Annotated in this window: 13 protein-coding genes, 2 tRNA genes and 1 riboswitch; of the genes, 4 read left to right on the top strand and 11 right to left on the bottom strand. The window is 33.6% G+C overall.

Features of this window, described 5'->3' with window-relative positions; all coding sequences use genetic code 11:
* Positions 1-146: 146 nt before the first annotated feature.
* From ACTJIW_RS12445 to ACTJIW_RS12405, 9 genes are all read right to left on the bottom strand, one after another.
* Complete coding sequence (locus ACTJIW_RS12445; RefSeq protein WP_149208356.1) at positions 147-671, bottom strand: DUF4269 domain-containing protein; 525 nt, start codon at positions 669-671, stop codon at positions 147-149.
* Between the two features lie 46 nt (positions 672-717).
* The gene (locus tag ACTJIW_RS12440) at positions 718-1,011 is read right to left on the bottom strand and encodes a hypothetical protein (RefSeq protein ID WP_073407720.1); all 294 of its coding nucleotides are present in this window, start codon (positions 1,009-1,011) and stop codon (positions 718-720) included.
* A 7-nt stretch (positions 1,012-1,018) separates the two neighbouring features.
* Positions 1,019-2,530 carry a glycosyltransferase family 39 protein gene (locus tag ACTJIW_RS12435; RefSeq protein ID WP_149208355.1) on the bottom strand — a complete coding sequence of 504 codons (1,512 nt, stop codon included), beginning with the start codon at positions 2,528-2,530 and terminating at the stop codon, positions 1,019-1,021.
* A gap of 140 nt (positions 2,531-2,670) precedes the next feature.
* The gene (locus tag ACTJIW_RS12430) at positions 2,671-3,219 is read right to left on the bottom strand and encodes a DUF4494 domain-containing protein (protein ID WP_440714379.1); all 549 of its coding nucleotides are present in this window, start codon (positions 3,217-3,219) and stop codon (positions 2,671-2,673) included.
* Between the two features lie 185 nt (positions 3,220-3,404).
* Entirely contained in the window at positions 3,405-4,964 is a 1,560-nt protein-coding gene (locus ACTJIW_RS12425; RefSeq protein ID WP_440714378.1) for a PKD-like domain-containing protein, read from the bottom strand.
* A gap of 16 nt (positions 4,965-4,980) precedes the next feature.
* Positions 4,981-6,138, bottom strand: coding sequence for a DUF5074 domain-containing protein (locus tag ACTJIW_RS12420; protein WP_012023950.1), 1,158 nt, complete (start codon positions 6,136-6,138; stop codon positions 4,981-4,983).
* A 33-nt stretch (positions 6,139-6,171) separates the two neighbouring features.
* Positions 6,172-8,133, bottom strand: a complete 1,962-nt coding sequence (locus tag ACTJIW_RS12415; protein ID WP_440714377.1) for a TonB-dependent receptor — start codon at positions 8,131-8,133, stop codon at positions 6,172-6,174.
* A gap of 185 nt (positions 8,134-8,318) precedes the next feature.
* Positions 8,319-8,556, bottom strand: a riboswitch (cobalamin riboswitch).
* Between the two features lie 153 nt (positions 8,557-8,709).
* Positions 8,710-8,781 (bottom strand) — tRNA-Glu (locus ACTJIW_RS12410).
* A gap of 280 nt (positions 8,782-9,061) precedes the next feature.
* Positions 9,062-9,472 (bottom strand): helix-turn-helix domain-containing protein, encoded by a 411-nt coding sequence (locus tag ACTJIW_RS12405; protein WP_440714376.1) that lies wholly within the window; start codon positions 9,470-9,472, stop codon positions 9,062-9,064.
* Between the two features lie 297 nt (positions 9,473-9,769).
* Here ACTJIW_RS12405 and ACTJIW_RS12400 point away from each other — a divergent pair, with 297 nt between their 5' ends.
* Positions 9,770-13,546, top strand: a complete 3,777-nt coding sequence (locus ACTJIW_RS12400; RefSeq protein ID WP_440714375.1) for a T9SS type A sorting domain-containing protein — start codon at positions 9,770-9,772, stop codon at positions 13,544-13,546.
* A 290-nt stretch (positions 13,547-13,836) separates the two neighbouring features.
* On the opposite strand, the gene ACTJIW_RS12395 is transcribed toward ACTJIW_RS12400, so the two are convergent.
* Positions 13,837-13,909: transfer RNA gene (locus ACTJIW_RS12395), tRNA-Met, on the bottom strand.
* 116 nt (positions 13,910-14,025) lie between these two features.
* Between ACTJIW_RS12395 and era the strand changes: the two genes are divergently transcribed.
* From era to ACTJIW_RS12380, 3 genes are all read left to right on the top strand, one after another.
* A complete protein-coding gene (gene era, locus ACTJIW_RS12390; RefSeq protein ID WP_121362129.1) occupies positions 14,026-14,907 on the top strand; it encodes a GTPase Era in 882 nt (293 codons plus the stop codon).
* Positions 14,908-15,184: 277 nt separating this feature from the next.
* A complete protein-coding gene (der, locus tag ACTJIW_RS12385) occupies positions 15,185-16,498 on the top strand; it encodes a ribosome biogenesis GTPase Der (protein WP_121362128.1) in 1,314 nt (437 codons plus the stop codon).
* A gap of 149 nt (positions 16,499-16,647) precedes the next feature.
* Positions 16,648-19,410, top strand: a complete 2,763-nt coding sequence (locus ACTJIW_RS12380; RefSeq protein ID WP_012023956.1) for an outer membrane beta-barrel protein — start codon at positions 16,648-16,650, stop codon at positions 19,408-19,410.
* Between the two features lie 137 nt (positions 19,411-19,547).
* Here the strand turns inward: ACTJIW_RS12380 and ACTJIW_RS12375 are convergent, their stop codons facing one another.
* A complete protein-coding gene (locus ACTJIW_RS12375) occupies positions 19,548-20,285 on the bottom strand; it encodes a DUF2490 domain-containing protein (RefSeq protein ID WP_440714374.1) in 738 nt (245 codons plus the stop codon).
* Positions 20,286-20,312: the final 27 nt, after the last annotated feature.

Genomic DNA, 20,312 nt, shown 5'->3' with positions numbered 1-20,312 from the left:
CCTACTGCTCTATCCCGCGATGTTTCGGGTGCAAAGATACACACTAAATACTGTTATGCAAAGAAATTAGTGAAATATTTTTATTTAAGTTTGTTTTTGTTGTAATGGTTTGGTTTGTAGTTGGTTACTTTTTGTTCTTGACGAAATTAGACTTGATAATCAAGTAATTCTTTGTAAGGATTGTTTTTTAAACCCAATAATTTGCCAAAAGCAGGCTCGGTTTTGTAACCGTTTTGTTTAAGTTTTATAATTTCTAATCGAAAGTTTTCGTCTTTCGATTGCAGGATTTTGTGCTCAATAACCATATGTTTGTAACCATTTTGATTTTGAGTTGGAACGTTCTGCCCAAAAATTTCGATTTCAAACCCCTCTATTTTAAAGTTTGCAATTACAGATTGGTGTTCGTCTATATTGGCTTCCCAAATTTTAAAATCGGTTTTGTTTTCAAATGCAGAAGCGATTTTAGTAATAAATTCAGTTTTGGTTTTCCAATAACAAATAATATCCAGATCGCTGTTTTCAATATCAATATTTATAGGAATTGTGCCAGCCAGAATTGGATCAAATTCAGCCAGGATTTCTAAAACCTTATTTTCAGTCAGGGTTTTATATGCTTGAATTTGTCTGGGATTTCCGTTTTTTAAATATTCTATATTGGTAAAATCAATCATTAATAGGTATAATTTTATTTGATATTTTTTAGAGCTGATAAATATTTCAATCTCCAAAAGCAATAATCCCACTATTGGTGTTTTCAATGATTTCAATTATCTTAAATAATTGTTTTACATCAGTATCGTTTTGTAGTTTATGGTCTATATTATTTTGGCAAATTTGCTTTATTTGTTCACTCTTCCATCTAAAGTCTGAGTTATACTCATAATGGTTTTCAATAATTCCCTTAGTTTTTAAATTTTTAAATGTTTTACTGTCAAGTTGCCCAATAAATTCAAGTTCTGTTGGTGAATCGGGAGTAATTTGATCGTCTTTTATGAGATAAAAATCTAACATTATTTAGTTATTCTTTGATGTAATTTTTTTCTTCGTCAATTTCCTGCTGAAGTCTTTTGTTGATATTGACTTTGGCATTGGTAAAAACAAAAATGGTTGTTCCGTATTCTCTGGCATATTTATTTGTGATTTTGCCCGCTATAAAAGCCGACTGAAAAAACGGACTTGTTTCTTTAAATTCATTGCTGTTTTCTTCAAAGGTTTTAACCCGAATTAAGTTTTTGTAATACACATTCAAATTGAACCAGTTTACATAATCGGCATTAAAAGAAACGGCTTTGATTCCTTTTTTGGTATAAAAATTAATGGCGCCCGCTTGTCCGTAATTGTCACAAAGCACCAACGTGTTTTCTGATTTTGGAAACAGAGTATAAACCGAATCTGTTTTTCGGGCCAGTTCTTTCCAGCCCAGCATATCGGCAAAATCCTGAGATAAGTTGTGTTCTTTTCCGTCTTCCCAACGATGTGTCTGCTTTTCGGCAGCTAATTTTTCGGGACTTCTGTTTGGGAAAGCCAAGTAATACATCGGAACAAAAAATAATAACGGAAGCGCAATAAAAACAGGTTTTAAATAGCGTTTCCATCCCGAGTTTAAAATATCTGCAAGAAAAACAGAACCCAAAGCAATGTATATAGGATACAAACCAATGGCATAATAGGCTTTTGCCTTAAAATATAAAAACACAAGTATTGTAAAAATTATTGAAGCAAAAAGGAACTTAAATTTTTGAAACGGTTTGTAAAATAACAAAGCATAAAATGAAGCAAGGATTACAAAAAATGAGCCTATAAAAAACAAAAGCTGTTCTTTTAAAAAATCGGCACGATTGACATTTACCAATTGTGTTTCAGACAATTCTTTCATGTGATGCACAATTGGAAAATGATTATTATACTGCCATAATAAGTTTGGCAGAATCAGAATTAATCCTAAAAATAAAGCGAAGTATAGCTTTTTTTCAGCCAGTATTTTTCTTTGTTTAGAAAGAATAAGTGCTGGCAAAAGTCCGATAAGGAGAAAGAGAATGTTGTATTTATTTAAAAATCCAAAAGCAAAAACAACGGCTCCAATATAAAGCCATTTTGGTTTTTCGGAAATAATATATTGTATCAAAATATAATAAAATGCCGTCCAGCACAAAACATCAAATGAGTTGGGCTGATAAAGCATGTTGATTCTTAAAAGTGATGAAAATACGATGCACATTGCACCTAAAACCAAAGCGTAAAGATTTCCTTTTAAAAGCTCAATAGTTTTCCAGACAATTATAAGTGTCAAAACACCAAAAAGGGCAGGGAAGAATTTAACCCAGAAAACAGAATTTCCAAGCAGTAAAATAAGATACGAAAACCATGAAGTAACAGGCGGAACAGATAAATAGCCCCAAGCGAGATGATGCGCCTGATCGAGATGTAAATACTCATCACGCTGCAAATCATATTCGGGACTTATTAAAACATATTGAAGAACAAATTTTAGAATAATAAACCCAATTAAGATTAGTGTTTTTTTGTTCATGGAGCTTTTGGTTTAGTAAATGGTTTTGTATAACGAATATAGGGTTTATTTTGATTTGAAAAATGCTTACAGGTTATCGTTAGAAAATAAAAAAGCTCCAGATTTCTCTGAAGCTTATTTTTTTGGATTTTTAAGAAAATTTATTCTTCTTCTGCGGTTTCAAATTCCATGTGGTCTACTATTTCTGCATCTGGTTTTGCAGGTTTAGAAGCTTTTAGCGCATTGAATCTTTCCAGCATTTCGGTTTCTTCTTCTTCACCGCTGAAATACGGGAAAACGTCCATAATTGGCGATTCTGAAATGGCAGGGATAGAATATTCTCCCATTGTGTTTTTCATTACATGAATCGTGTTGTCGTAAGCTTCTCTAACATCATTTGCCTGAACCAGCATGTACATGTTTGATTTTCTTTCTTTACCGCTTTCTTCATCATAAGCAATTAAAGAAACTTTTGATTTAAACCAGCGATCGGCATTTTCAAACGGATGTATTTCGGCATAATTAGCCACTTTTATATTTGTGATTTTAAATTCTTCACTAATATAAGCCCCCATTTCTTCATTAATTCTTTTTTCGGCTTCAGTATAAGATACAGCATCTACCAAATAAGGTTCTGTTAAAACTTTTTGGCCTCCAGTTTCATCTGTTTTTCTATATTTTACTTTGCATTCGTACCAAATTGCGCTCATCTTTTCTATTTTTTAAGGATGCCAAAGATAGATTTTACAGCAAAATAAATCCCGAAAATCAATAAATAGATATTCACAATTTGTGCATGTTTCTGGTAAAGTGCTGACTGTTTTTGGGTTAGGAGATAATTAAAAAAAGCCTCAGAAAAACTGAGGCTTTAATTTCCAAAAACATGATTTCTAAATTATGGTAGATTTAGATCTTTAAATCCTGAAACTTCGGTTGAGACTTCTCCTAACCATCCGCCTTCAGCGCGATTTGAATTGTAAACTTTGATAAAGTCAATTCCTTTTAGTTTTACCGATTCGCCTTTTGCATTTACTGCCCAGCTGATATCGATATATCCTCTTGCATCTGTATTAGCCCAGTTGTCTGTATAACCCCATTCGTAAGCAGGATTTGCCCAGTTTGTTCCTGTTCCTGATTTGTCGTAAATATTAGATTTTAGGAAAGTTCCTTTTAAAGTAACTGTATTTCCTTTCCATAAAGGATAGAAAGATTGTCTGTGAAATTGGTTTTTCGCAAGATATCCGGTTTGTCCCTGATTATCTGTCCAGCGAATGTAGTTTGGTTCGTTTGCATTCGCAGGTTCAGTTTCTGGTTTGTAGTAGGTAATCTCGTAGTTTTTAATTGTAGTTGGTTTGTTGTGTTCAGAGCCTGCAATTTCAAACCACTCGTCGTCAGCAATTCCATTTCCGTTTGCATCATAAGAAACCATTACAATTCCTGGCTCAGACCAATCTGTAAAAGCATTTCCAAGAACTACAAAATCTGCTCCGTCTTTATTAACAATAGTATGATCGAAACCAAATTGTACATAACCTCCAAATCCTCCTAAACTTACCATGCTTCCGGTAGTTAAGGCCGTTTCTGCTTTTGCACGCATTGTTTCATCTGTATCTGCAGCAGTTGCAGCAGGCAGTGTATTGATAAATTGCCCTGGAGCCGGGAAGAAATCAAAAACACGTGTAATTCTGTTTAAATATGTTTTTTCGGCAACAGTTAAAGTGAAATTTTTTGAACTTTCGCCCACACCGTTTTTAGCTCTAAACTCAACATTATAAGTTCCTGCATTAGCAAAAACATAAAACAAATCAATAGTTGAGGAAACTTCCTGATCGTTTACCAGCCATTTGTAAGTAGCACCAGAAGCATTTGCTGTTTTTGCTTCAACTTTAAACCACTGCATTTTATCAACAGTAAAACCTCCTGCTGGATTTGGTAGAGTAATTTCGGGAGCGCTTGCATTAATGCTGATGGTGCGTCCGTCTGCAAAAGTAAAAGTCATGATTCCGTTTGCCAATGAAACCGAAATGATTTCAGCAGCATCTTTTCCTTTTTGCCCAGATGCCGAAACACCCGTATCAGTCCCGTCGATAATCCAGTTTCCGTTAGATCCAATAGTAATTTTTACTGCTTCACCTTTGTCTCCGTTTTGTCCTTTGGCAGATGTTCCGGTATCAACACCGTCGATCCACCAGTTTCCGTTTTCTCCAATTTTTATGAAAGATGAAGTGTTGCGAACCGTTAGTTTTGATCCGTCACTCATTGTAATAACATAGCTTCCGTCTTTAGTTTCATAACTTACAACGTACAATCTTTTATTAAGAACATCAAGCAGGTTTTCATATTGTGCCATTCTGTTTTTCAAGTCATTGACGTCGTTTTTAAGATCGTTAATATCGTCTTTGTAACATCCTGATAGAAGCAGGATAACCGACAATGCTAGTAGAATTTTCTTCATTTTTAAAAATTTAAGGTTATGGATTAATTATTGTTTTTTTGGTTTTAAAAGCAAAATGAGCCGGAATGTCGCCTGTGGTAACGGTAAACTTTGTATTTCCGTTTTTGTCAATGCAGTACAATTTTCCGGGCGAAACATAATCTCCTGCATCTGTTACATAAACGTTTAAAGAAACCGGATCTACCGCAATTCCGTAAGGCATTACAATTTCGTCGCTTACCGCTTTTGGCAGATAACTTTCAGAAAGAAGGGTTTCGGTTTTTACATTAATCATCGAATAATTAATGGCCCAGTCGCCGGTTGCATAACTGAATTCAGAACCTATAATGTAGGCCTTCTCCCCGGCAATTGTGATATTAGAACAGGCAATATCAAAGGTTTTTTTGATGTTGTCTGTTTTAGTGTCGATTACAAATAATTTAGGGCGAATGTTGAAATAATCACCGCGTGAGCTTACGTACAAATCTCCGTCTTCATCGGCTTCAATTCTGTGAAGATTTATGGCAACTTCAATATCTTTTATTTTGGTAAAAGTGCTTAGGTCAATTACAGAAACGGTTTTTTCATAATCAGGCGGACTATATCCTCCTGAATTGGCAACATAAAGTTTATTGCCTACAATTGCCATTTCTTCAGGCTGGCGGCCTACTTTTACAGTTCTTGTAATGGCAAGAGAAGTGGTGTCGATTTCGGCAACGAAACCATTTGGAGAATTCTCACCCAATTGTACTTCACCGTCGTAAGCGCTTAAATAAGCTTTTCCGTTGGCAAAAGTTATGTAACGGCAGTTTTTGGCATCAATTACTTTAAGACGTTTTGCAGTAACCACATCCATAACTTCAACTTTGTTTGAGTTGTTAATTACTGTATAAAGTTTAGAGCCGTAAATACCAATGTCGTTGCCCACATCTCCTAAGCCCAAAGTTGCATCAGGATTTGCCTGTCCGTACACATTGCGTTTGTAAGTTCCTGTTTCGTAGTCGTAATAATCTAACGAAGCTTTGTTCATGTTCATATTTCCTTCGTTAAGAAGGTAAAAACCTTGTACTGTTGTAACCGTTTCCGGAGGTAAAACCACCACTTCTTCAGGAATAATGGGATCTTCTTCCTGACATCCCTGAAAGGCAATTGCTGCGAATACGAGTAAAAGCCAAAATTTGAAATTTGTTTTCATTATTGAGATTTTAATTGTTGATGCTGTTTTAGTTTAAAGATTTATAGACATACTTAATCGGTAATTTCTTCCCGGCATAGGGAAATTGAGTACGACATCATAGTATTGATTAAATAAATTGTTAACCTCACCGCTTATTTTTACAGGAAGTTTTTCAATTTTTCCGTTCCAGATAAGCGCCATGTCGCTCGTGTACCAAGGTTTTACATAATTGACAGGAATGTTGGCTTTCTGGCTGTATCTTTCGCCTGTATAAATAAAACTGTAGTTTAAATTCCAGTTTTTCCAGTTAATAGAAGAAGTTAAAGTACCGCTGTTTCTAGGTGTGTAAGGAATTTGATCGGCATAAGTAGTGCCTTTTGGTGTAATATCGATTGCCTGCTGATAGGTATAACTAAGACCTAAGTCTAAAAATATTTGTTCAGGAAATTTAAAAACCAAATTGGTATTGATTTCTAAACCGCGAATATCAACTTCTCCCAAATTCATCATCGTCCATCTAAAAAGATTAGAAGACGGCATTGCTACAATTTTGTCTTTTACGCGGTTGTAGTAAACATCTGCCTGAAATGAAGCTGATTGTAAAAACTTTTTAGGTTCGATAAGATAAGTGGTTCCAAAATCATATTGAGTTGTAAATTCCGGGCGCAAAAAGCTGTTCCCGATAAAAGTGTAATACAAATCATTAAAAGTCGGCATTCGGAAAGATTCTTTATAAAATGCCCTGATTCTAAAATTCTTTACATCAAATGGCTGAAAAGAAGCTGATACAACCGGACAAAAAACATGCTGACTGTCTCCCTGCTGGTAATATTTGACTTGTTCATCGATATAAGCGCCCAATAAATTTGCCTGAATATCCAGACGTTTCCAATGCATTTCGCTTGAAAGTGCTCCTAAATAAGAATATCGGGTAGGATAGGGGAAATGGTATAAATTAGCATCGAGTGTATTTATAGAAAGATCGGCTGCGAAAGACATTTTCCACCAGTCTTTTATGTTGTAGAGATTAACAATCGAAGCATAAAATTCGTTTTGGTAATATTTGTTGTCTAATGCCCCTTCAAGAGTTTTATAATCCGGGTCGATGTAACGGCTGTAATCACGGCTGAATTTTACATTTGCCAGCATTTCGTGTTTTTCAAAAAAAGAATTTTGTACCGAAGCGTGAATAAAGAAATTCCGATCCCATTGACGCTGTACATATTCGTACCGATTGGCTAAAATAGCGCCAGGAAGACCTCTTTCAGAATCGTAATAATAGGCTTTAAGATTGGCTTGTCCGTTTGTTCCAAACTTTGTGTTTAGGTTTAATTCAGCGCGAAGAGCGGTTATATCTCCATTTTGACGAACAGCTGTCGTGTCGTAACCGTGTTTTTTTTGATACCTGTATTTGTACTTTCCATCGGCTTTCATCCATTCAATATTTGATGAAAGAGCTATTTTAGAAGTTATTTTTTGCTGATAAAGAACAGAAGGATTCACCAGTCCGAAAGATCCGGTTTTAAAAGAAGCCCTGACATTTGCATTTTTACCCGATTCAAAAACGGGAACTTTCGATTTTAGGAATAAAGTATTAGAAGAGAAAAATCCGCGTGCCGGCTGAAAAATAGTAGACTTTTGACCGTTATAAAGTTCGATGGCTTCAATATTGTCAAGCGAATATTTTCCTAAATCGACCTGTCCGTTTTGAGCATTTCCAACCGTCATTCCATCGTAAAAAACTGCTGTATGAGCGCTTCCTAAACTGCGGACGTTAATGGTTTTTAAACCGCCAATTCCGCCGTAATCTTTTAATTGTACGCCTGAAAAATAACGAACCGCATCGGCAACAGAAAGACTGTTAAGGTTTTCGAGCTGTTTGCCAGATAAAATCTGGACAGGCATAGGCGACTCTATCCTGAACTCGCGTTTGCTTGCGGTTAGAATAACTTCGTTTAATGGAAGCGGTTTTAAAGAATCAACTTCTTTAGCTTTGGGATGGTTTTGTGCCAAAATTGGATTCGAGAACAAAATCCAAAGCAAAAAACATAATCCACAATGTATTAGGCTTAACGGCCTTTGTTTACATACGTGCATAAAAAAATGGTCTATTTGTAACAAATAGTTTTAAACGGAAAAAATCGAAATCAAATGTTAGTTTGATATTGCGCTTGTTCAAAGCTTTGGTCCGCGAAAGCCTGAATTTATTTGCAGTGGCAGGTCTCCTGACTTATTCCCATTTTGAACCGCCTTCCCACATTTGATGAAAAATGCAGTGGCAAAAGATTAGATTTTAAAAGCCTCAAAAAGCTTTTTTGTCTGTCAAAATGTTGCATGGAACTTACAGTAACGGGCTTGTTCAGGATTTGCACCTGATTCCCTCTTCGTTAGCTGCCCTCGAAAAGTTGCAGCTAAACCAATGCGGGTGCAAAGGTAAATAAACTAAGTTGGGTTATGGTGCTGTTTTTGAAAAAAATGTTCTGTGCTTTTTTTCAGAGACTTATTGATTGAAAATTCAGTTTTGAGAACTGATATTTAGAGCAGACTATTTTAAACAAAAAAAGCTCCAGATTTCTCTGAAGCTTTTTGTAGTCCGTGGGGGAATCGAACCCCCCTTACCAGGATGAAAACCTGGCGTCCTAACCGATAGACGAACGGACCTGCTTTGTTATTGCGGGTGCAAAAGTGCAACTATTTTTGAGATGTACAAAGGATTTTGATAAAAATTTTTTAAATAATTTTATTAAAAGATCATTTTTGATGATCGTTTTTCTTTAATAAGTAAGATTAATAAATTTGTATTTATTTGATATATAATTTGTTGTTTAGTTTTAGAAGAGCCAATGAAGAAAATTTTATTGAGAAAAAATAATTTTAAAAAAAGTGAAAAAATATTCTTTTGAGGGAATATTCTTGTATGTTTTCTTCTGTATTTTAAAAATCATTTATTCGTTAATAGCTTTTCAAGTCTTGCCATCATTTCATCTTTTTCTTTTAGCATGCGCTCGTACAAAGCAATTTTTTCTTCGTGTAGTTGTACGATTTTATCAATTGGATTAATAGCGCAATTGATATATCCAGAATTGTTAGCAACAGATCCTTCATGAAAAGTGTTAGCAATAATATTTACGGCCTGTTCTTCATCAAAGTTTTGAAAAGCTTCAACAGGAATTTTCAATATTGAAGAGATTTGTTTAAGCAGATTATCCTCAATTACTTCTTTCTGTTCCAGCAAAGAAATCTTTTTTTGGCTCCAGTCTTCGCCCAAATCATAAGCCAAAGCTTCCTGTTTTATGTTGAGCATTTCTCTAAAACGTTTTACGTTTCTTCCCTGATGAATTTTCTGTTCCATAAATGAATCTTGATTTCTGAAGGCTCAAAGATAAAGCCATTTCGATTAAAAAACCTGAATTTCAAAGATAAAAAAATATCCCGAAAATATACTTTTTGTCAGATATTATATCTAAATATGGAATGTCAATTTGAAATATATGTATACTCTCCTTTAGCGATATTTTTTGATGAATAATACTCACAGGTGAAAAAATTATTTCAAGTGCAAACTTTTTTTAACTTCTTTAACAATCTGCATTAGGATGTTAGTTGATATTCTATATATTTGGGACTTAATATTAACAAAATATTTACTATGAAAATAAAACTACTCTATTTACTATTCTTTGCGAGCGTATCATCTTTTGCCCAACAATACACCCTGATCCCCGATCCGTATTTTGAAGCAGAACTAATCCGTCAGGGAATTGATTCTGGTACACCGGATGGTAAAGTTTTAACTTCAAAAATAAACACTCTTACTACTTTGAATGTTAGGGGGATAAGTCTAATCAGCGATTTAACAGGAATTCAGGATTTTACTGCTTTAAAATCTTTACTTTGTGATACGAATCGATTAACGGCTTTAGATGTTTCAAAGAATACTGCTTTAACATACTTGAGTTTTGGAAGCAATTACTTAACGACTATAGACCTGTCCAAGAATACTGCTTTAGTAGAGTTACGTTGTTATCACAATCAGTTAAAATCTTTAGATGTTTCCAAAAATACTGCTTTAACAATTTTACATTGTTATGAGAATCAATTAAAGTTTTTAGATTTTTCTAAGAATCCTGCTTTAACATACTTAGATTGTTCTTCCAATCAATTAGTAGAACTGAATTTGAAAAACGGAAATAATACTAAGTTATCTATAAATAGTTCCTTTGATGGCAATTACTTAAGCTGTATTCAGGTAGATAATGTGGCTTATGCTAATGCCAATTGGAAATCAAAAGATACTGAGGCAAGTTACAGTTTAGATTGCTCAGCTGTTGTTGAATACACCCTTATTCCTGATGTGAATTTTGAGAAAAAATTAATCTCTTTAGGAATTGATTCCGGTATAGCAGATGGAAAAGTACCGACCTCTAAAGTCTCAGTAGTAACTTCTTTGAATATTTCCAGCGGTTCTATTACTAATTTAACCGGAATTCAAGATTTTACAGCTTTGCAGTCTTTAAATTGCAGTGGCAATCAATTAACGACTTTAGATTTTTCTAAGAATACTGCTTTAAAATCTTTAGTATGTTATTCGAATCAATTAACGGCATTAGATATTTCTAATAATACAGTTCTAGAACAATTAACGTGTTATTCTAATAAATTACCAGCTTTAGATGTTTCTAAAAATGCTGCGCTGACCTATTTATATTGTTCTGGTAATGAATTAACGGCTTTAGATGTTTCTAAGAATCCTGCTTTAATCTCTTTAGAATGCTATAATAATCAATTAATAAGTTTAGATGCTTCTAACAATCCTGCTTTGACAGAAGTAAGATGTTACTCAAATAAATTAACAAGTTTTGATGTTTCTAAGAGTACTGTTTTAAAAAAAATATATTGTTATTCTAATCAGCTGACATCTTTAGATGTTTCTAAAAATACAGCTTTAATTGAATTATATTGTTATTCGAATCAATTAACGGCTTTAGATGTTTCTAAGAATACTGTTTTAAGATATATAGACTGTAATTCAAATCAATTAACGAGTTTAAATCTGCAAAATGGAAATAATCAGTATTTCACTAGCTTCAACTTTAAAAACAACCCTAATTTAAGCTGTATTCAGGTAGATAATGATTATTACTCTACTAACAGCTGGAAATCATATAAAGACGCTGTGGCAAGTTACAGTAAAGACTGCTTATCTTCCATTCTTATTCCTGATGTGAATTTTGAAAATAAGTTAATCTCTTTAGGAATTGATTCCGGAGTAGCTGACGGACAAGTGCCGACTTATAAAATAAACACATTAACTGATTTGGATGTATCCAATAGTTCTATTTCTGATTTAACTGGTATTGAGAGTTTTATAGGGTTGTATACATTAAATTGCAGCGGTAATAAATTAACTAGTTTAGATATTTCTAAGAATAAATCTTTAAATTCTCTAAATTGTAGTTCGAATCAATTAACTAGTTTGAATTTAAAGAATGGAAGAAATACTTATTTAACGACCAGAAACTTTAAAAACAACCCTGATTTAACTTGTATGCAGGTAGATAATGTTGCTTATTCTGCTGCTAACTGGGCTAGTTCAAAAGATCCTGCGACTGGATATAGTACAGATTGTTCAGCTGTTGTTCAATACACCCTTATTCCTGATGCGAATTTCGAAAAGAAACTAATCGCTCTTGGTATTGATACCGATGGTACAAACGGAAAAGTGTCAACAGCGAGTATCTCTTCATTGACTTCTTTGGATGTCACGTATAGTAAAATTACTGATTTAACCGGAATTCAAGATTTTGCGGCTTTAAAGATTTTAAAATGTTATGAGAATCAATTAACGAGTTTAGATGTTTCTAAGAATGTACTAGAAGAATTATATTGTTCCGAAAATCAATTAATGGCTTTAGATGTTTCTAAGAATGTTGCTCTAATATCTTTATTTTGTGGAAAAAACCAATTAACTGCTTTAGATGTTTCTAAGAATACTGCTTTACGAGCTATATCTTTTTATAATAGTCAACTAACGAATTTGGATGTTTCTGCGAATACTGATTTAAGATATTTGGATTGCAGTTCAAATTTATTAACGAATTTGGATGTTTCTAAGAATACAGTTTTGTCAGCTTTATATTGTTATTCAAATTCATTAACAAATTTGGATGTTTCTAGGAATATTAATTTACTGGATTTAAGATGTGAAAAAAACCAATTAGCGAATTTAGATGTTTCAAGTAATACTAAATTAGATGTTTTAACTTGCAGTCAAAATCAATTAATTAATTTAAATGTTTCCAATAATAAAGCTTTAACAAGCTTAAATTGTGGTTATAACTTACTGACAAGTTTAAATTTAAAGAACGGGAGTAATGTTAAATTAAGCGGCATTAATTTTACAAACAACCCTAATCTAAGCTGTATTCAGGTAGATAATGTTGCTTATTCTAATGTCAATTGGGCTACAAAGAAAGATGCTGCGGCAAGTTATTCTGATTACTGTCCTGGTGTGGTCGTAGTCAGTAGTGAGTTTGAAGACAAATTAATTGCTTTAGGTATTGATACAGATGGCAAAAATGGTTCTGTTTTGCTGGCGAGTATAACAAATGTAACCAGTTTAAACGTATCCAATTCGGGTATCACCAGTTTATCAGGAATCGAATCTTTTCAAAACCTAGAAATATTAAATTGTCAAGGAAATTTATTGACTTCAATAAATTTGTCTTCGAATCTTGCACTGAAATATTTAGATTGTTCCAAGAATCCATTAACGACTTTAGATGTTTCTAAAAATGCCCAGCTTACAGAATTGTATTGTGATGGTATCGTAACAGGCACTAATAAAATCAATGCCAAAAACAATGCTGTCAGCCAGCTAACAGCTTTAGATGTTTCTAAAAACGTATCTTTAATTAAATTGAGTTGTTCTAACAATCAGATAGTAAGTTTAGACCTTTCTAAGAATACTCTTCTTACAGATGTAAATTGTTCAAATAATCTATTGACCTCTTTGAATTTAAGTAATGGAAATAATGGCAAACTGGTTAATGTCAATTTTAAAACGAATAAGCAGCTATCCTGCATTGTGGTTGATGATGCTGCTTATGCTGATACCTATTGGTCAGCGGCCAAAGATGCAACAGCAATTTATTCGAAAACAAATTGTACTTTAGGAATCGAAGATATGGTTTTTTACAAAATCGCCGTTTACCCTAATCCGACCAAAGAAGAATTACACATTGACAACATTGTACTTGAAAAAGTAAGTGTGTACGATACATTAGGAAAATTAGTAACAGTTGCTAAGTTTACTACTGGTTCAAATCATAATAGTATTAATTTATCAGGATTCTCAAAAGGGATTTATTATCTGTATTTAGAAGTCGAAGGATCTACTGTTGTTAGAAAAATAATAGTCGAATAAATTAAAATGCATATATAAGTTAAAAACCACATTTTTGTTCGCTTGAAAATGTGGTTTTTAAATTTCACTTATCTTCTATTGATAGAAACATAATTTAATATAACAGAAAGTTTAAGAATAAGAAGTGCAACAAGAATATTGAAAAATATCAGTGGCAACATAATTGAAAAGGATTGCTTCTATTGCCAGAAATATCACCACTCATATATCGCAGATTTGAAATCTGTGTTTGCAAAGAACAGAAAGATAAAAACAAAAAAGCTCCAGATTTCTCTGAAGCTTTTTCTTAGTAGCGGGAACAGGACTCGAACCTGTGACCTTCGGGTTATGAGCCCGACGAGCTGCCTACTGCTCTATCCCGCGATGTTTCGGGTGCAAAGATACGCCGATTTTTGTGAAATCCAACGAAAACTTTAAAAAATGTTTTATTTTCTGTATTAACTTGATATGACTACCTTTGCAAAATAAATAATATGCAAATGTCACATAAAGCAGGTTTTGTAAACATCATCGGGAATCCAAATGTTGGAAAATCGACACTAATGAACGCCTTTGTTGGAGAAAGATTATCAATCATAACTTCAAAAGCACAAACAACACGCCATAGAATCTTAGGAATCGTAAATGGCGAAGATTTTCAAATAGTACTTTCAGATACTCCCGGAATTATAAAACCGGCTTATGAAATGCAGGAGTCGATGATGAACTTCGTAAAGTCGGCTTTTGAAGATGCTGATATTTTAGTTTACATGGTCGAAATAGGGGAGCAGAATTTAAAAGACGAAGATTTCTTTAAAAAAATCTTTTATGCTAAAATCCCGGTTTTACTATTATTAAATAAAATCGACAACTCAAATCAGGAACAATTAGAAGAGCAGGTTGCTTTTTGGAAAGAAAAAGTGCCAAATGCTGAAATTTTCCCAATTTCAGCACTTCAAAATTTTAATGTCCCGGAAGTTTTTGACAGAATTATTCAATTACTGCCAGAATCTCCGGCTTATTACCCTAAAGATCAGTTAACAGACAAGCCGGAACGTTTCTTTGTAAACGAAACGATTCGTGAGAAAATCTTGTTGAATTACGCTAAAGAAATTCCATACGCAGTAGAAATCGTAACAGAAGAATTTCATGAAACCGATACGATTATCAGAATCCGTTCTGTAATTATGGTAGAACGCGATACGCAAAAAGGAATCATTATTGGGCATAAAGGCGCAGCTTTGAAAAAAGTAGGAACAGATGCCCGCGTTGATTTGGAGAAATTCTTCGGAAAACAAATTCACATTGAACTTTACGTAAAAGTGAACAAAAACTGGAGAAGCAACGCCAATATGCTGAAACGATTTGGGTATAATCAATAAAAGAGTTTACAGTCGCAGTATTCAGTCTCAATCTGATACTGATAACGGGACTGAAAACTAAATCAATAAGAAAACAGCTGCTAAAAAAAGTAGTCCATTTTTAGTTTAGAGCCACATTTTTACCAGTTTTTTTACTGAATACTTAAAACTGTGACTGCAAACTAAAAAAGACTACCTTTGCAAAAAATTTAAATAAGGCATTTAGGGTTTTAGTGATCCGGTTTTTAGGCAGCTAAAAATCTGAAATCTAAAGTCTAAAGTCTAAAATTCAAAAAAAATGAATAATAACATTGTTGCGATAGTAGGAAGACCTAATGTAGGGAAATCGACCCTTTTTAATAGGCTGATACAAAGAAGAGAAGCTATTGTAGATTCAGTATCTGGGGTTACCCGTGATAGAAACTATGGTAAAAGCGAGTGGAACGGAAAAGAGTTTTCTGTCATTGATACTGGAGGATACGTTCGCGGATCTGATGACGTATTTGAAGGTGAAATTCGTAAACAGGTAGAACTTGCTATCGACGAAGCCGATGTTATTATTTTTGTGGTTGATGTTGAAGAAGGGATTACACCAATGGATGAAACAGTAGCAAAGTTACTTCGTAAAGTAACAAAACCTGTTTTATTGGCTGTAAACAAAGTAGATAACGCCATGCGCGAAAAAGATGCTGTAGAATTTTATAATCTTGGTTTAGGAGATTATTATACTTTCGCCAGTATTTCAGGAAGCGGAACAGGAGATTTATTAGATGCTTTAATTGAAGCATTTCCAGAAAAACCAGAACCAGCAGAGGCAGCAGAAGAATTACCTCGTTTTGCTGTGGTAGGACGCCCAAATGCAGGAAAATCTAGTTTTATCAACGCCTTAATTGGTCAGGATCGTTATATCGTAACCGATATTGCCGGAACAACACGTGATGCGATCGATACAAAATTTGACCGTTTTGGTTTCGAATTCAATTTGGTTGATACTGCGGGAATCCGTCGTAAAGCAAAAGTAAAAGAAGATTTAGAATTTTATTCTGTAATGCGTTCTGTAAGAGCAATTGAGCATGCAGATGTTTGTATATTAGTAATCGATGCAACACGTGGTTTTGAAGGTCAGGACCAGAGTATTTTTTGGCTTGCAGAGAAAAACCGTAAAGGTGTTGTAATCTTGGTTAACAAATGGGATTTAGTTGAAAAAGACACCATGTCAAGCCGTGATTACGAAGAGAAAATCCGCAAGGAATTAATGCCTTTTACAGATGTGCCTATTTTATTCGTTTCGGCTTTAACGAAACAACGTTTATTAAAAGCATTAGAAGCTACGGTTCAGGTTTTTGAAAACAGAAAGCAAAGAATTTCTACTTCAAAATTCAACGAATATATGCTGAAAGTTATCGAAGCATATCCGCCGCCGGCAATGAAAGGAAAATATGTAAAAATTAAATATTGCATGCAATTGCCAACGCAGACTCCTCAGTTTGTATTTTTTGCCAATCTGCCGCAGTATGTAAAAGAACCATATAAGAGATATCTGGAAAATAAAATTCGTGATAATTGGGATTTTGCAGGAGTGCCAATCGATATTTATATCAGAGAGAAATAATAAAAAAAAGTCCCCAAAATAGGGGACTTTTTTTATATGATAATTTTAATGGCACGTTATTTGAATAAATGTAAAAACTACAATTAAAAAATAAAATTTTAAACCTTTTGTTTTTTCTGTAGTCTAACTAATCTAACTAACCCAATTTTATGACCAAGATTTATTCATTTTTATCGTTTTTATTCCTTTTTGTTTTGACTGCCAATGCACAAAACGACGTTACACTTAGAGGAACCGTTTTAGACGTTAACACACAATTGCCTCTGGAAATGGCAACTGTTTATTTTACTACTATAAAAGATTCTACCGTTATCGAATACGCCACTACAGATAAAAATGGTGCTTTTAGAATGGATATCAAAAAATATGAAAAGCCTGTTTTTTTAAAGGTGAGTTATATGGGATATCAAACCTATTACGAAGAATACAAGGGGCTTACTGAAAACAAAGATTTCGGAAAACTTTACATGATAGAAAATGTAAATACGCTGAATGACGTTGTTATAAAAACCGAAGCAGCGCCAATTACTATCAAAAAAGATACTTTAGAGTTTAACGCGGCTTCTTATAAAGTCCGTCCGGATTCTAATGTTGAAACTTTATTAAAACAACTGCCGGGATTTGATGTCGATAATGACGGAAAAATTACGGTGAACGGACGAGAAGTGAATCAGGTTTTGGTAAACGGAAAAACGTTTTTTGATAAAGATGGAGCTATTGCCATTAAAAATCTGCCGGCCGATATTATTAAAAAAATTCAGGTTTCTGATTTTAAAACCAAAAAAGAAGAGCTTTCTAAACAAGAATCAACTTCAGATTTTTCGAGTATCAATATTACTATTGATGAAAAGAAAAACAAAGGATATTTTGGAAAAATAATGGGAGGTTACGGTACCGATGATCGTTATGAAGCCAATGTGAATCTGAATTATTTTAATAACAAGCAGAAAATAAGTTTACTGGCTTCGTCAAACAATATCAATTCGACCGGATTTTCAATGGACGATGTTTTTGATAATATGGGAGGCGGAAGAAACAGCAGCGGAAGAGGTGGAAGTACAAGCTCCGGTTCTAGTGGAAAAGGAATTACGCAGTCAAATCTAGTGGGAGTTAATTACTCTGATGACTGGACTGAAAAACTGCTGGCTATGGGAAGTTACAATTTCTCAAATACCATTAATAACAACGACAGTAAATCAAACCAGCTTAGTTTTTTACCAACCGGAAATATTATAACCGAGGCCGAAGCTAAAACAAGAAACGAAAGTACAGGAAATAACGTCAATTTTGAATTAGAGTATAAAATCAGTCCAAGTATTCGATTGGTTGTAGCGCCAAAATTGAATCAATCGAGAACCAACAGTAATTCGACTTCGTCTAGTTTTTCTGAGGATGAAGATGGAAATGAGTTGAACAGAAGTACTTCAAAATCATATTCTGAAGGTGATAATACCAATTTTGGAAACACAATCAATTTTAATAAGTCTTTCGAAAAGAAATCCCGAAATTTTAGTTTTGTATTTACTAATAACAACACTAACAATACGGCAGATGGGTTGAATCTTTCGGAAACAATTTTCTATCAGGACAATCAGCCGAATGATGAAAGAAATCAAACTACAAAAAAGAAAAATACCAGTGATTCTTATTCGGCAGATATTGAATATACTGAGCCTATAACAGATTCGCTGCGAGTACGATTTGGATCTAATTTTGATTGGAAAAGTACTTCAAACGACGAAAGAACTTTTAATTTTGATCCAGATACACAAGAATATACCGATCTTAATTTAGCATTGAGTAATTATACAAGTTCAATTCAAAACTCGGTTACGCCAAAAGTTGGAGTTACGCTTCAAAAAAATAAATTTACGCTTAACCTTGACAGCCGAACATCGATTGTAAATTTTGATAATCACTCACTGTATTTGAATAATGCGACAGATTTAAGTAAAAAATATGCTTTACCATTTGCAACAGCGGTACTGCGATATAAATTTGACCGTTCTAAAAATCTATCATTCAAATACGATTATTCTAATACTCTGCCATCGGCTGCACAATTAATGCCGGTTGTAAATCTTAATAATCCATTGAATACCATTATCGGAAATCCTGATCTGCATCCTGTAGAAAAAAACAGTATTAATTTTAATTACAGAAATTATGATTTTCGTTCTCGTTCTGGGTATAGCTTGTACATAAAAGGAGATTATTATGATAATGATATTGTTTCGACTTCAATTTATGATGAAAGCGGAAAAAGAACGACAACGTATGTAAATATTTCGGGTGTTTACAATGCTTCGATTGGAGCAAACTGGAACCAGTCTATAAAATCTGGCGCGCATACACTGCGTTACGGATTAGGATTAAATGCTGGTTATACTTTTGATAAAGGTTTTACAAATGCTGTTTTGTATAATGCAAAATCGACTTCTATTACGCCAAAAGTATATTTATCATACGATTATGGAGATGTTCTGACCATTGCACCATCTTATAATTTATCGTACAACCAGTCGAAATACGAAAATTATTCGAGAGATGCTACTTCAAATGTTGTACACAGAATCAATTTACAAACTACAACTTACTGGCCAGAAAATTTAATCTTCGGAAATGATTTTGGTTATACTTATAATTCAAATATTTCCGGCGACTTTAAAAAAGATTTTTATTTATGGAATACGAGTTTGTCGTATGGATTTTTAAATAAAACACTCTATGCTAAAGTAAAAGTATATGATGTTTTAAATCAAAATTTAAGTGCTACAAGAACCATTTCGGCAACTTCAATCCGCGATGAAGAAAATACGGTTTTAAGACGTTATGTAATGTTTTCTCTGGCTTATAAAATAGGAAACTTTACAGGATCTGAAAAAGGAGGAAAGAGAAGACCGAGAGATTAGTTTTCTTTGAGGTTCAAAGGGACAAAGGTTCAAAGGTTCAAAGGGACAAAGGTTCAAAGGGACAAAGGTTCAAAGTGACAAAGGAATAGAATAAAAAAATCCTAAATCAAATTGCAAATTTGATTTAGGATTTTTTATTAAAATCTGCGATCAATTTTATGGTAAAAAGTAAACCTTATAATATCACGGTCATAAAAATCTACACCGCTTGCGCGTCTTTGAAAACTTTTTAAATAACCTAATTCTAAACCAATATTAGGATTAATGTGATAGCGAAGCGCAGTATAAAAACGATTTTGATCAAATGTATTTCGTTTGTTATCTTTTCCGTAATTCAATAAAATTTCATCAGAAATTGTTGCTTTTAGGCTCTGTTTTTCTTTTTTCCAAAGATCAAAAGTAGATTGTAATCTATAACGGAACCGGAATGCAAAGGAGAAATCGTCAAGTAATTCTGTTCGTGTTGCTTTTTGTGTAAAACGTTCTTCGATCTGAAATCGATTATGAAAAGTAATTTTTGCAATATCGTTTATAAAAGTAATATCCTGTTGTGTGCGATATTCTGGAATCGAAAAGTCAGGATCAATATTTGGATCCTGTGTATTTACGTTAAAGTATGCAAAACCGCTGCCCAAATCGATAGTTTCAGTCGCTCGGTATCGGCCTTGTACTCGTATAACAAATAGATTTTGATGAACTGGATTTACAAAACTGCGATTATCAAATTCAGAATGCAAAGCCCATTTTTCGCTTAAAGGAAGAATATTATAATACCGAATCCAGGTCAGTGTCTGCTGATCTGTTTTCTTTATATTCTGCGCCGATAAAAAAGGACTTATAAGCCCTAAAATAAATAGTAATTTGAAAATCTTCATCTATTCGATTGAGGCAGCGAATATATA

It is taken from the genome of Flavobacterium sp. 22659, from assembly GCF_052044235.1.
In the GTDB taxonomy this organism is placed as follows: domain Bacteria; phylum Bacteroidota; class Bacteroidia; order Flavobacteriales; family Flavobacteriaceae; genus Flavobacterium; species Flavobacterium johnsoniae.
The sequence above is the reverse complement of the archived record's forward strand: the minus strand, read 5'-3'. Positions and strand labels throughout refer to the sequence as shown.